Here is a 13188-nt window from a genome sequence, read left to right on the forward strand (position 1 = left end):
ATCCTGGAGGCCGACGGTATTGCCACCCGCGTGGTGTCGATGCCTTGCGTCGAGTGGTTCGACGCGCAGGACGAGGCCTACCGCGAGCAGGTGCTACCGGGTGCGGTCAAGGCCCGCGTCTCGGTGGAAGCCGGCATCGCCATGCCGTGGTACCGGTTCGTCAAGGACGCAGGTGAATCGGTGTCCATCGAGCACTTCGGCGCCTCGGCCGACTACAAGACCCTTTACAACGAGTTCGGCATCACCGTCGACGCAGTTGTCGCGGCGGCCCGACGCAGCCTGGAAAAGGCTTGACAAATTAGTTTTGCGTAGGTGGTCACCCAGCGGAAACTCAGACGCTCCCTGGACTGTGGGACCCCTCCTCGGAGAGGCTGTCCTCGCCAAGAAGCGCCTGAGAACCCGCTGCGAGGGTGGGCTACGCGGCTGACGCCGCTTCAAAACAAGATCACGATTACCTAGAGGCTCTAAACAACGCCCACTAGGCGTGAGCGGAGGAATTCCTTTGACCACCAACCCGAACCTCAAGGCGCTGCGCGAGGCCGGGGTTTCGATCTGGCTGGACGACCTGTCCCGGCAGCGGATCTCCTCGGGCAACCTCGCCGGGCTGATCACCGACCAGGCGGTCGTCGGCGTCACGAGCAACCCGACGATCTTCGCCAACGCGCTGTCCAACGCCGCCGACTACACCGAGAAGGTGCGCGAGCTGGCGGCCCGCGGCGCGAGCGTGGACGACACGGTGCGCGAGCTGACCACCGCGGACGTCCGGGACGCGGCGGACATCTTCCGCAGCGTCTACGAGTCCACCGGCGGTGTCGACGGCCGGGTCTCGCTGGAGGTCGACCCGCGGCTGGCGCACGACACCGAGCGCACCGTGGCCGAGGCCGTGGACCTGTGGAAGGCCGTGGACCGGCCGAACCTGATGGTCAAGATCCCGGCAACCGTGGAGGGCCTGCCCGCGATCACCCGCGTGCTCGCCGAGGGCATCAGCGTCAACGTCACGCTGATCTTCTCGGTGCAGCGCTACCGCGACGTGATGGACGCCTTCCTGGCCGGCTTGGAGCAGGCCAAGGCAGGCGGTCACGACGTCGCCCAGATCTCCTCGGTCGCGTCGTTGTTCGTGTCCCGGGTGGACACCGAGATCGACAAGCGGCTGGAGAAGTTCGCCGGTGGCGAGGAGCTGCGCGGCAAGGCAGCGATCGCCAACGCGCGGCTGGCCTACGCGGCCTACGAGGAGGTCTTCGGCACCGAGCGCTGGAAGGCGCTGGAGACCGCGGGAGCGAAGGCGCAGCGTCCGCTGTGGGCGTCCACCGGGGTGAAGGACCCGGCCTACTCCGACACGCGCTACGTGGACGAGCTGGTCGCGCCGAACACGGTGAACACCATGCCGGAGGCGACCCTGAAGGCCACCGCCGACCACGCCGACGTGCGCGGCGACACTGTCACCGGCACGGCCGCCGCCTCGCAGCAGGTCTTCGACGACCTCGCCAAGATCGGCATCGACCTCGACGACGTGTTCGCGGTGCTGGAGAGCGAGGGCGTCAAGAAGTTCGAGAAGTCCTGGACCGAACTGCTGGAGACCGTGGGCCAGCAGCTGGACCAGGCGAAGTAAACAACTGCCGAATTCTCCGGGAAATCCGGGCCGGTGCGCACCTGCCGCACCGGCCCAGATCGGCGACACTGTGGTCGCACGAAGTTGGCTTCCAAGATCGAACCCAGGATCGACTGGATCGAACTAGGGTTCGAGTCCAACTGGATCGAGCGCTGAAGGAAGTAAATGGCAACCGAAACCTCCGTCGACATTTCCGATGTGGCGCTAGCGTCCGAGGCCCGACCGCTGGTCGAGGATCTGGCCGCCGATGAGGTTGCCGGCAAGCTCGCCGCCCAGGACGCCACGCTGTGGGGTCCGGACGCCGAGAGCGAGGCATCCATCCGGCTGTCCTGGACGACGCTGCACGAAAGCTCGCGTCCGCTGCTCGCCGAGATCGACGCGCTGCGCGCCGAACTGCACTCCGAGGGCCTGGACCGCATCGTGCTGGCCGGGATGGGTGGCTCGTCGCTGGCTCCGGAGGTGATCACCGCGACCGCCGGCGTACCGCTGGTCGTGCTGGACACCACCGACCCCGGGCAGGTCGCGGACGCGCTGGCCGGTGACCTCGACCGCACCGTGCTGGTCGTCTCCTCGAAGTCCGGGACCACCGTCGAGACCGACAGCCACCGCAGGATCTTCGAGTGGGCTTTCACGCAAAACGGAATCGATCCTGTGACCCGCATCATCGTGGTCACAGACCCCGGTTCGCCGATGGAGTCGATGGCTCGCGAGGCGAGCTACCGCAAGGTCTTCACCGCCGACCCGCACGTCGGCGGCCGCTACTCGGCGCTGACCGCCTTCGGGCTGGTGCCCGCTGGGCTGGCCGGTGCCGACGTCGCGGCGCTGCTGGACGACGCCGCTGCGGCGTTCCGGCGGCTGAGCACCGAGGACACCGATAACCCGGCGTTGCAGCTGGGCGCGGCGCTGGGTGCGGCGCACGCCAATGGCGCCGAGAAGGTCGTCTTCGCCGACACCGGCTCGGGCATCGCGGGCTTCGGCGACTGGGTCGAGCAGCTGATCGCCGAGTCCACCGGCAAGAACGGCACCGGCCTGCTGCCGGTCGTCGTCGAGAACATCGACGCCCCCGGCTTCGCCGACGCCGGTGCCGACGCGACGACCGTGGCCGTCGGGCCGGCCGTCGACGGCGCGCGGATCAGCACCGCGGGCCCGCTGGGCGGCATGTTCCTGCTGTGGGAGTTCGCCACCGCGGTGGCCGGTCGGCTGCTGGGCATCAACCCCTTCGACCAGCCGGACGTGGAGGCCGCGAAGAAGGCCGCTCGGGCGTTGCTGGACGGCCCGGCCGGCGGTCCGCCCGCGACCGCGGCGCTGGTCGACGGCGCGATCGAGGTTCACCCCTCCGGCGACTGGCTGACTGCAGGCGTCGGCAACGTGACCGAGGCGCTGCGGGCCTTCCTGTCCACCGCGCCGAAGGGCGGTTACCTCGCCGTCCAGGCGTACCTGGACCGCCTCGATGACGCCTCGACCGCGGTGCTGCGCCCCGAGTTGGCGCGCCGCACCGGGCTGCAGACGACCTTCGGCTGGGGACCGAGGTTCCTGCACTCCACCGGCCAGTACCACAAGGGCGGCCACCACAACGGCGTGTTCCTGCAGATCACCGGTGCGGCCGAAGAGGACCTGGAGGTCCCGGACCGGCCGTACACTCTGGCCGGGCTGCAGCGCGCCCAGGCGCTCGGCGACTGCCAGGTGCTCGCCGACCGCAACCGGCCGGTGCTGCGACTGCACCTCACCGACCGGGCGGCCGGGCTCGTCGAGCTGGTCAAGGCCGTGCAAGACCTGCGCTCTTTGGAGGACCGGGCGTGACTCGAAGCGAACAGTGGCACAACCCGCTGCGCGATCCGCGGGACAAGCGGCTGCCGCGGATCGCTGGCCCGTGCGGGTTAACGATCTTCGGCGTGACAGGTGACCTTTCCCGCAAGAAGCTGATGCCGGCGATCTACGACCTGGCCAACCGGGGCCTGCTGCCACCGGGCTTCGCGCTGACCGGCTTCGCCCGCCGCGACTGGGCCGACCAGGACTTCGGCCAGGTCGTCTACGACGCGGTCCGGGAGCACGCGCGGACCCCGTTCCACCAGAACGTCTGGGACCGGCTGGCTGAGGGCATCCGGTTCGTGCCGGGTTCGTTCGACGACGACGGCGCCTTCGACCGGCTCGCCGAGACGGTCAAGCAGCTCGACGCCGAACGCGGCACCGGCGGCAACCACGCGTTCTACCTGTCGGTGCCGCCCTCGGCGTTCCCGACGGTGCTCAAGCAGCTGTCCCGCTCGGGGCTGACCGACCAGTCCGGCGACAGCTGGCGGCGGGTGGTCATCGAGAAGCCGTTCGGCCACGACCTGGAGAGCGCGCAGCAGCTCAACGGCATCGTCAACGAGGTGTTCCCCGAGGAGTCGGTGTTCCGCATCGACCACTACCTCGGCAAGGAGACGGTGCAGAACATCCTGGCGCTGCGCTTCGCGAATCAACTGTTCGAGCCGATCTGGAACGCCCACTACGTGGACCACGTGCAGATCACCATGGCCGAGGACATCGGCCTGGGCGGGCGCGCCGGCTACTACGACGGCATCGGCGCGGCCCGCGACGTGATCCAGAACCACCTGCTGCAGCTGCTGGCGTTCACCGCGATGGAGGAGCCGGTCTCCTTCTCCCCGCAGGACCTGCGCGCGGAGAAGATCAAGGTGCTGTCGGCGACCAAGCCGGTCGGCCCGTTCGACCAGACCACGGCCCGCGGCCAGTACACCGGCGGTTGGCAGGGCGGTTCGCTGGTGCCGGGCCTGCACGAGGAGGGCGGTTTCGCGTCCGACTCGATCACCGAGACCTACGCGGCGATCACCCTGGAGGTGGCGAGCAGGCGGTGGGCCGGGGTGCCGTTCTACATGCGCAGCGGCAAGCGGCTGGGCCGCCGGGTCACCGAGATCGCGGTGGTGTTCAAGCGCGCCCCGCACCTGCCGTTCGACAGCACGATGACCGAGGAGCTCGGACAGAACGCCCTGGTGATCCGGGTGCAGCCGGACGAGGGCATCACGATGCGCTTCGGCGCGAAGGTGCCGGGCACTTCGATGGAGGTGCGCGACGTGACCATGGACTTCGGCTACGGGCACGCGTTCACCGAGTCCTCGCCGGAGGCCTACGAGCGGCTCATCCTGGACGTGCTGCTCGGCGAGCCGTCGCTGTTCCCGGTCAACGAGGAAGTCGAGCTGTCCTGGCAGATCCTCGACCCCGTGCTGGACCACTGGGCAGCCAAGGACAAGCCCGAGCCGTACAGGGCCGGGACGTGGGGTCCGCCGTCGGCAAACGCGATGCTGGCCCGAACCGGACGCGTCTGGAGGCGACCGTGATCATCGATCTGCCGTCCACCACCACTTCGCAGGTCAACAAGAAGCTGGTGGAACTTCGAGAGACCGGCGGTGCCGTCGCGCTGGGCCGGGTGCTGACGCTGGTGATCGTCATCGGTGACGGCACCGAGGTGGAGAAGGCCATCCAGGCCGCCAACGACGCCAGCCGGGAGCACCCGTGCCGGGTGATCGTGGTGGCCAGCGGGGCGCGGCAGGCCGCGCCCAGGCTGGACGCCCAGATCCGCATCGGCGGCGACGCGGGGGCCTCGGAGGTCATCGTGCTGCGGTTGTACGGGCCGCTGGCCGACGAGGGCGCCGGCTCCGTGGTGCCGCTGCTGCTGCCGGACGCGCCGGTCGTGGCGTGGTGGCCCACCGACGCCCCGGAGTTCCCCGCGAAGGACCCGATCGGCGCGCTGTCCCACCGCCGGATCACCGACGCGGCGGCCGAAGCGGACCCGATCGCCTCGCTGCACAAGCGCGTGAAGTCGTATGCGGACGGTGACACGGATCTGGCCTGGACCAGGCTGACCTCGTGGCGCGCGATGCTGGCGGCGGCGCTGGACCTGCCGCCGCACGAGGCCGCCACGGCCGCCACGGTTACCGGCTCGGCGGACTCTCCGTCGACCGACCTGCTGGCCGCGTGGCTGGCCAGCTACCTGGGAATCCCGGTGCGCCGGCTTGAACACCCGAATGGGCCGGGCATCGTCTCGGCGATGCTGGAGCGCCCGTCGGGCAACGTGGAGATCGTCCGCCCGGACGGCAAGGTCGGGACGCTGACCCAGCCGGGCCAGCCGGACCGGCGGGTGTCGTTGCAGCGCCGCGAGGTGCGCGACTGCCTCACCGAAGAGTTGCGCCGCCTCGACCCGGACGAGATCTACGAGGCCACTCTGCAGGGCCTGGACGCGATCGTCCGCGGCGAGGAAGAACCGGCGGCGCAGACCGAGTCCGCAGAGGCCGGTTCATGACCCGGCCGGAAGTGGTCGTGCACTCCACCGGCGAGCTGCTCGCGGCCGCTGCGGCCGCCCGGCTGATCACCAAGATCGTCGACGCGCAGGCCGCGCACGGTGTGGCGTCGGTGGTGCTCACCGGTGGCCGCACGGGCATCGGCGTGCTCGAACAGGTCAACGGTTCCCCCGCCCGCGACGCGGTGGACTGGGCGAACGTGGACGTGTACTGGGGCGACGAGCGGTTCCTGCCCTACGGCGACCCGGACCGCAACGAGACTCAGGCTCGACACGCCCTGCTGGACCACGTGCCGGTCAACCCGGAACGGGTGCATCCGATGGCCCCGTCGGACGGCAAGTTCGGACCGGACGCCGACGCGGCGGCGGCGCACTACGCGGAGGTGCTGGCGACCACGGCCTCGCGGGAGACCGACATCGCGGTGCCCCGCTTCGACGTGCTGCTGCTCGGCGTAGGCGAAGAGGGGCACACGGCGTCGCTTTTCCCGGAAACGCCGTACGTGCAGGAATCCGGGCTGACGGTGGTGGGCGTGCACGACTGCCCGAAGCCGCCGCCGACGCGGATCTCCCTGACGCTGCCGGCGATCCAGGCGGCGTCCGAGGTGTGGCTGATGACCACGGGTTCAGCGAAGGCGGGGCCGGTGGCAGCGGCGCTGGGCGGCGCGAAGCCGGCGGACATCCCTGCAGCGGGAGCCCACGGCCGGGACCTGACCCTCTGGCTCCTCGACCGGACCGCAGCATCGGCCATCCCCACCAGAGGCTGATCCCGCCAAGGGTGAAAGGGCACCTTCGGCCGGCGAAGGCCGACCGGAGGTGCCCTTCGCCTTTCGGCGCTTCCTGGCACGCGACGAACCCGCCAATTCGGACCTTCGGCCTGCCAGGACCGACCGGATCAGGTGACGTGGTAATCCTCGCCACTTCAGCGCCGGAAGCGCCGTGGTCGTACCCTGTGGCGCGCAGTTGTCGATCAGTGGCGAAGGCGAGCTGGGATGACCCGCACTCAGGGATTGCGTCGGCTCCGGGCGGACGTGTTGGGCTTGGCGCTGGGATTGGTGGCGATCCTCCTCGGGGTCCTCGGCACCACCGGGGCCGCGGCGAAGGCGCCGAGCACCGCGATGCGCGGGATGTGGATCGCCGGTGTCGAGAACATCGACTGGCCGAGCAAGCCGGGGCTTTCCGTCGCTGCGCAGCAGGACGAGTACCGCAAGCTGCTCGACCAGGCCGTCGCGAACAAGCTCAACGCCGTGTTCGTCCAGGTTCGGCCGACGGCCGACGCCTTCTGGCCGTCGCCGCTCGAGCCGTGGTCGCACTGGTTGACCGGCAGGCAGGGCCAGGACCCGGGTTACGACCCGCTGCGGTTCATGATCGACGAGACGCACAAGCGGGGCCTGCGGTTCCACGCCTGGTTCAACCCGTACCGGATCAGCATGACGGACGATCCGCAGGCCCTCGTCCCGGAACACCCGGCGCGCCGGCACCCGGAGTGGACGTTCGCCTACGGCGGCAAGCTGTACTACGACCCCGGCGTGCCGCTGGCCCGCGCGTTCGTGACCGACGCGATCATGAACGCGGTCGAGAACTACGACGTCGATGGCGTGCACCTCGATGACTACTTCTACCCGTACCCGGTCGGGGGCCAGCAAATCCCGGACGAGAAGACTTTCGCCGAGCACGGCAAGGACTTCGCCGACATCGCGGACTGGCGGCGGCACAACGTCGACCAGTTGGTGTCCGGCCTGGACGCCCGGGTGCACCGGGCCAAGCCGGACGCGGCGTTCGGCGTCAGCCCGTTCGGAATCTGGCGCAACGCCGCCAGCGACCCGGCCGGCTCGGACACCAAGGGCCTGGAGTCGTACTCGGCGATCTACGCCGACAGCCGCAAGTGGGTGCGCGAGGGCTGGGTCGATTACATCGCCCCGCAGGTCTACTGGCAGATCGGCCACCCGGCCGCCGACTACGCCGCCCTGATCCCTTGGTGGTCCAAGACGGTCTCGGGCACCGGCGTGGACCTCTACATCGGCCAGGCGGCGTACCGGGTCGGCCGCGAGGGCTGGACCGATCCCGGGGAGCTTTCCGCTCACCTGACGCTCAACAGCAAGCACCGCGGCGTCAATGGCGACATCTACTTCAGCGCCAAGTCCCTGACCACCAACGCCGCCGAAGCCATGGCCCGGTTGGTCCGCGAGCACTACGCGGACCGGTAGCGGGCCACACCGGACGCGAGGGTGTGGACGGTCGGTCAGTTGTCGTTGTCGGATCCGGCGCTGCCATCGCCGGAGTTGAAGTTGAGCGTCCGGTCGACCTCGATCAGGCTGTCGCCGTTGTTGCTGAACTGGACGAGCGCGACGCCCCGCGTGTCGCTGTGCCCATCGCTGCTGGGTCCGGCGTGCGCCGTCCCGGCAGCGGCGGCCAGCAGGACCCCGGACATCGTTGCGAGACCCGCCGAAAGACCGAAAAGCCGCATTGCAGAACTCCTTTCCAGTAGACGATCTCGGTCGAGGCGTCAGCCGACGCCGACGGGTTCGGCCGCCTGCTTGGCGAAGCGGCGGGCCAGCCAGGCGCACCCGATCAGCTGCATCTGGTGGTAGACCATCAGCGGCAGCACCATCAACCCCAACTCCGCGCTCCCGAACAGCACCGAGGCCATCGGCAGCCCACTGGCCAGGCTCTTGTTAGAACCGCAGAAGACCAGCACGATCCGGTCGCCGCGGGAGAACCCGAACCAACGCGCGAGCAGCACGGTCCCGACGAGCGCCGCGGCGAGCAGCGCGCCGTCGACGACGATGAGCACGCCGAATCCCGCCGGGCTGAGCCGCTGCCAGACACCGGAAACCGTTCCCTCGCTGAACGCCAGGTACACCACGGCGAGGATGACGCCGCGGTCCAGGAACCCGAGCACCTTGGCGCGGCGGCGGATCCATTCCCCTGCCAAGGGCCGCAGTAACTGTCCGGTGCAGAAGGGCACGAGCAGCAGCAGGACGATGTCGCGCACCGCCTGCACGGTGAAACCGCCGGTGCTGCTGGTCATCAGCAGCCCCACCAGCAGCGGCGTGAACAGCACGCCGAGCAGGTTGGAAAACGACGATCCGCAGATCGCCGCGGCCACGTTCCCGCCTGCCAACGAGGTGAAGGTGATCGCCGACTGCACCGTCGACGGCAGCAGGCACAGGAACAGCACCCCGAGGTACAGCGACTGCGGCAGCGCCGCCGGCACCAGCACCGAAGCGGCCATGCCGAGCAGCGGAAAGAGGACGAACGTGGTCGTCAGGGTGGCCACGTGGAGCTTCCAGTTCCGCAGCCCCTCCAAGGCCGCGGCGGTCGACAACCGGGCCCCGTAGAGGAAGAACAGGAACCCGATCGCCACCTTGACCGCCTGGTCCAGGACGAGGGCCGGCTCGCCGCGGACGGGCACCAGCACGGCTGTCACCGCCACCAGCAGCAGTGCGACGACGTACGGGTCCGGGCGCGCTCGGGCGAGAATCCTGGTCATCGAGAGTTCAACTCCCCGGTCGTGAGCGACCACCGGCCGGGCGCGCCGGATGCCGCGGCCGGCCGGTGGATGCGGATGTTCACCTCCCGATCACACGCCCAGCGGGACGCGCTTCGAGTGGTGCCTGCTGATGTTGTGCTCCAAAAGGCCCTGCGCGGCCGCGATGCCGCCCCGGCCGTCCCGCACCTCCGGCAACCGCCCGTCCTGCCTGCGCAGTTCGCTGAGCGCCTCGTCGATCGCCTGCTGCGCGGCGAACAGGCACGGGGTGCTGTAGATCGCGACGTCGACCCCGAGGTCCTGCAGTTCCGGCAGCGACACGCGCGGCGACTTCCCGCCCGCGATCTGGTTGAACAGCAACGGCTTGTCGCCGATGACCTTGCGGACCTTCTCGATCCACTCGATGCTGCGCACCCCGTCCACCAGCAGCACGTCCGCGTCGGTCTCGGAGAGGGCCTCGGCGCGCCGCAGGATCTCCTTCTCCTCGGTGGCGTCCGTGCGGGCGACCACCACGAGGTCACGCCTGGTGGAGAGGACGAGTTCGAGCTTGTCGAGGTACTGCTCCAGTGGGAGCACTTGCTTGCCGTCGACGTGGCCGCACCGGCGGGGCCGCTTCTGGTCCTCCAGGATCACGCCGGAGGCGCCGGTCAGTTCCAGCTGCTCGATCACGTGGCAGGCCACCTCGGGGTCGACGTAACCGTCGTCGATGTCCACCAGGAGGTGCTGCTGCGGGAAGGCGAGCCGCAGGCGCTGCACGAAACCGACGATGTCCGGCCACGCGATGAATCCGATGTCGGGCAAACCGTAATACGAGGCGGCGAAGCCGAAACCGGAAATGAACATTCCGGAATAGTGCTTGGCGGAAATCGAGGCTGAGAACATGTCGTAGACACCGATTAGCGGAGTGATCTCCTCGGACAGGATTTCCCCGCGAAGCGCGGTTCCGTAGTTCAACTCTTCTCCCGTTCGTATTCCTGGAGCATTTTGCGGCGGACGACGTGAGCAGCCGGAAGAACGGGCCGAAAGACCCGTGTCCGGCGATGTATCGCTTCCTCCCGTACCAGCTCGGACACCCCCGCCATCTCGCCACGAAGATTATTGGAACGCAACGGTAGAAAACAAATCACAAATGGGTGCAACCGGACATTACCCCAATGGGAGCAGGTAACCGTTGTCGAATCATTTTCCGGAACAGATTTCGGGAATGATCGTAACGCGCAAACCTCGCCGCAATAACGATGCGATAAATCGACGGGTGAACCTGACGAAGGCGCCGCGCGCCTCGGGGACACCGGCCCCGCAGACCTGGTAGCCCGCGACGCGGCGCCAATTCGCGCCAAACTAACCCAATCGGGCATTGCGTGACACATGGTCATCAAACGGTCGGAGCGGACGCGCCCAACCGCCCTGACTCGCGACCCGCAGGCGCTACGGCTCGGTGATCACCACGACGCCGTCTTGATCGGACACCACGTACTCGCCGGGGACGAACCGGACTCCGCCGAGCTCGACCACCTCGTCGACGGTGCCCTCACCGGTCTTGGTGCTCTTGCGCGGGTTGGTGCCCAACGCCTTGACGCCGAACTCCATCCCGGCCAGCACCGCCGAGTCCCGCACCGCGCCGTTGATGATGACCCCGCTCCAACCGCTGGAGCGGCCGATCTCGGCGATCACGTCGCCGATCAGCGCGGTGTGCAAGCAGCCGCGGCCATCGATCACCAGCACCTGGCCGTCGCCCGGCTCGGACAGGACCTTCTTGAGCAGGGCGTTGTCCTGGAAGCAGGCGACCGTGCGGATCCTGCCTTCGAACGCCGCGCGTCCGCCGAGATTGCGGAACTGCACGTCGCAGCTGCGCACCTTCGGGCCTTCCCGGTCCGCCAGATCAGCCGTCGCCTGAGCCATGAGCCCTCCCGGTCACCACTACGTGAACGGCGAGCGTACCCACCAGTAGCCGGACCTCGTCCAGCGCCGCGATGAACGCCACACCCCGCCGCGCGCTTGAATCGCAGTTCCAATTAAAACCGGAGCTCAGTCACGGGACCGGGCGCGGGCGCGTTCGAGGAGCAGCGTTCGTTCGCGGGAGTTGGTGGCGAGGTCCGCGGCTAGTTCGAACTCGACGCGGGCCTCGTCCTGCCGACCGAGCTTGGCGAGCAGATCGCCGCGGACGCTGGGCAGCAGGTGATAGCCCTGCAGCGATCCTTCGGCGGCCAGCTGGTCGACCAGGTGCAGGCCGTGCTCGGGACCGAACGCCATCGACACCGCCACCGCTCGGTTCAGTTCCACCACTGGCGACGGCGACACCTCGGACAACGCCTCGTAGAGCGCCGCGATGCGCGCCCAATCGGTCTCCTCCGGTGTCCGCGCCCGCGCGTGGCAAGCGGCGATCGCGGCCTGCAACGCGTACGGACCAGGCGCGCCACCCAGTTCATCGACCCGGGCGAGCGCCGCCAGCCCACGCCTGATCAGCAGCTGGTCCCAACGGGAGCGGTCCTGTTCCAGCAGCAGCACCGGCTCGCCCGACGGCCCGACGCGCGCAGCGGCGCGGGACGCCTGGATTTCCAGCAACGCCGCCAGCCCGTGCACCTCGGGCTCGTCCGGCACGAGCCCGGCCACGATGCGCCCTAGCCGCAGCGCGTCCTCGCACAGCTCGGTCCGCATCCAGTCGTCGCCCGAGGTCGCGGCGTAGCCCTCGTTGAAGACGAGGTAGACAACCTCCAGCACCGACGGGAGGCGGGCCGTCAACTCGTCACCGCTCGGCGCTTCGAACGGAATCTTATTTCGCGCCAAGGTTTTCTTGGCCCGCACGATGCGCTGGGCGATGGTCGCCTCCGGCACCAGGAACGCGCGGGCGATCTCCTTGGTCGTCAACCCGCACAGCACGCGCAGCGCCAACGCCACGCGCGCCTCGGTGGACAGCACCGGATGGCACGCCGTGAACACCAGGCGCAGCAGGTCGTCGCCGAAGTCCGGACCGGTGGCAACGTCGATCTCGACGAGCCGGGCGTGTTCGAGCTCGCGGCCGAGTTCCCCCTGTTTGCGCTCCAGGCGCTGGTTGCGGCGCAGCTGGTCTATGGCGCGGTGCTTGGCGGTAGACATCAGCCAAGCTCCCGGATTCGGCGGTACACCGGTGTCCGGCCATTTCTCCAGGGCTATGACCAGCGCGTCCTGCGCGAGCTCTTCGGCCAGGCCGACGTCCTGCACCAGCCGCGCCAGGCCGGCGATGAGCCGGGCCGCCTCGATCCGCCAGACTGCCTCGATGGCGCGGTGCACTTCGGAACCTGTCACCGCGCCATCTCAGCGCGCCGACCCCGAGGACAGCAAGCGCGTCAGCCGATACCGCCTTGCCTGCGCGCCTCTTCGCGCAGCCGGCGTTCGCGCTCGGCTTCCTCCGGCGTCAGCACGTCCGCCGCGAAGTCCTCGGCGGCGTAGACCTGCCGCACCTCGACCGGCCCCGGGCAGCGCTTGGCCCACTCCAGCATTTCGTCCCGGGACCGGACCTGGAGCAGCCAGAACCCGGCGATCAGCTCCTTGGTCTCGGCGAACGGACCGTCCACGACGGTCCGGCCGCCGCCAGTGGCGATCTCGGTGCGGAACCCCTTCGAGCTGGGGTGCAGCCCCTCGGCGGCCAGCAGCACGCCGGCCTTGACCAGCTCCTCGTTGTAGTCGGTCATCGCCTTGATGATCTCCTGGTCGGGCATCACGCCGGCTTCGCTGTCTTCGTTGGCCTTGACCATCATCAGGAATCGCATCGCGGGTAGCTCCCTCGTCGGTGGCGCCGGTCTCTCCGGCCGCTCACCAACG

At 69.1% G+C, this 13188-nt stretch carries 13 protein-coding genes; 7 read left to right on the top strand and 6 right to left on the bottom strand.

All coding sequences use genetic code 11. From position 1 onward, the window contains the following. The 7 genes from ACWDKQ_RS12730 to ACWDKQ_RS12760 all read left to right on the top strand — a co-directional run. A partial coding sequence (locus ACWDKQ_RS12730) for a transketolase-like TK C-terminal-containing protein (protein ID WP_450138901.1) occupies positions 1 to 294 on the top strand: 294 nt, incomplete at its 5' end. A gap of 208 nt (positions 295 to 502) precedes the next feature. After that, positions 503 to 1609 (top strand): transaldolase, encoded by a 1107-nt coding sequence (tal, locus tag ACWDKQ_RS12735; RefSeq protein WP_450138902.1) that lies wholly within the window; start codon positions 503 to 505, stop codon positions 1607 to 1609. Positions 1610 to 1774: 165 nt separating this feature from the next. After that, positions 1775 to 3409, top strand: coding sequence for a glucose-6-phosphate isomerase (locus ACWDKQ_RS12740; RefSeq protein ID WP_450138903.1), 1635 nt, complete (start codon positions 1775 to 1777; stop codon positions 3407 to 3409). After that, a complete protein-coding gene (gene zwf / locus ACWDKQ_RS12745; protein ID WP_450138904.1) occupies positions 3406 to 4941 on the top strand; it encodes a glucose-6-phosphate dehydrogenase in 1536 nt (511 codons plus the stop codon). The genes ACWDKQ_RS12740 and zwf overlap by 4 nt, the downstream gene beginning before the upstream one ends. Continuing rightward, complete coding sequence (gene opcA, locus ACWDKQ_RS12750) at positions 4938 to 5903, top strand: glucose-6-phosphate dehydrogenase assembly protein OpcA (protein ID WP_450138905.1); 966 nt, start codon at positions 4938 to 4940, stop codon at positions 5901 to 5903. Before zwf ends, opcA begins: the two co-directional genes overlap by 4 nt. Beyond that, complete coding sequence (pgl, locus tag ACWDKQ_RS12755) at positions 5900 to 6664, top strand: 6-phosphogluconolactonase (protein ID WP_450138906.1); 765 nt, start codon at positions 5900 to 5902, stop codon at positions 6662 to 6664. The genes opcA and pgl overlap by 4 nt, the downstream gene beginning before the upstream one ends. Before the next feature lie 225 nt (positions 6665 to 6889). Then, positions 6890 to 8104, top strand: a complete 1215-nt coding sequence (locus tag ACWDKQ_RS12760; RefSeq protein WP_450138907.1) for a glycoside hydrolase family 10 protein — start codon at positions 6890 to 6892, stop codon at positions 8102 to 8104. A gap of 35 nt (positions 8105 to 8139) precedes the next feature. Here the strand turns inward: ACWDKQ_RS12760 and ACWDKQ_RS12765 are convergent, their stop codons facing one another. From ACWDKQ_RS12765 to ACWDKQ_RS12790, 6 genes are all read right to left on the bottom strand, one after another. Then, complete coding sequence (locus ACWDKQ_RS12765) at positions 8140 to 8364, bottom strand: hypothetical protein (RefSeq protein WP_450138908.1); 225 nt, start codon at positions 8362 to 8364, stop codon at positions 8140 to 8142. 39 nt (positions 8365 to 8403) lie between these two features. Further along, complete coding sequence (locus ACWDKQ_RS12770) at positions 8404 to 9390, bottom strand: bile acid:sodium symporter family protein (RefSeq protein ID WP_450138909.1); 987 nt, start codon at positions 9388 to 9390, stop codon at positions 8404 to 8406. Positions 9391 to 9480: 90 nt separating this feature from the next. Beyond that, a complete protein-coding gene (locus ACWDKQ_RS12775; RefSeq protein WP_450138910.1) occupies positions 9481 to 10341 on the bottom strand; it encodes an isocitrate lyase/PEP mutase family protein in 861 nt (286 codons plus the stop codon). Between the two features lie 474 nt (positions 10342 to 10815). Further along, positions 10816 to 11289, bottom strand: a complete 474-nt coding sequence (gene rraA, locus ACWDKQ_RS12780; RefSeq protein ID WP_450138911.1) for a ribonuclease E activity regulator RraA — start codon at positions 11287 to 11289, stop codon at positions 10816 to 10818. 126 nt (positions 11290 to 11415) lie between these two features. Further along, complete coding sequence (locus ACWDKQ_RS12785; protein ID WP_450138912.1) at positions 11416 to 12672, bottom strand: RNA polymerase sigma factor; 1257 nt, start codon at positions 12670 to 12672, stop codon at positions 11416 to 11418. Positions 12673 to 12713: 41 nt separating this feature from the next. Then, the gene (locus tag ACWDKQ_RS12790; protein ID WP_450138913.1) at positions 12714 to 13136 is read right to left on the bottom strand and encodes a YciI family protein; all 423 of its coding nucleotides are present in this window, start codon (positions 13134 to 13136) and stop codon (positions 12714 to 12716) included. Positions 13137 to 13188: the final 52 nt, after the last annotated feature.

The sequence above is a fragment of the Saccharopolyspora sp. NPDC000995 genome (assembly GCF_053599315.1).

Coding starts and splice junctions, on each gene's coding strand:
- ACWDKQ_RS12740 (WP_450138903.1), top strand. CDS start 1,775: ATGGCAACCGAAACCTCCGTCGACATTTCCGATGTGGCGCTAGCGTCC.
- pgl (WP_450138906.1), top strand. CDS start 5,900: ATGACCCGGCCGGAAGTGGTCGTGCACTCCACCGGCGAGCTGCTCGCG.
- ACWDKQ_RS12760 (WP_450138907.1), top strand. CDS start 6,890: ATGACCCGCACTCAGGGATTGCGTCGGCTCCGGGCGGACGTGTTGGGC.
- ACWDKQ_RS12765 (WP_450138908.1), bottom strand. CDS start 8,364: ATGCGGCTTTTCGGTCTTTCGGCGGGTCTCGCAACGATGTCCGGGGTC.
- ACWDKQ_RS12770 (WP_450138909.1), bottom strand. CDS start 9,390: ATGACCAGGATTCTCGCCCGAGCGCGCCCGGACCCGTACGTCGTCGCA.
- rraA (WP_450138911.1), bottom strand. CDS start 11,289: ATGGCTCAGGCGACGGCTGATCTGGCGGACCGGGAAGGCCCGAAGGTG.
- ACWDKQ_RS12790 (WP_450138913.1), bottom strand. CDS start 13,136: ATGCGATTCCTGATGATGGTCAAGGCCAACGAAGACAGCGAAGCCGGC.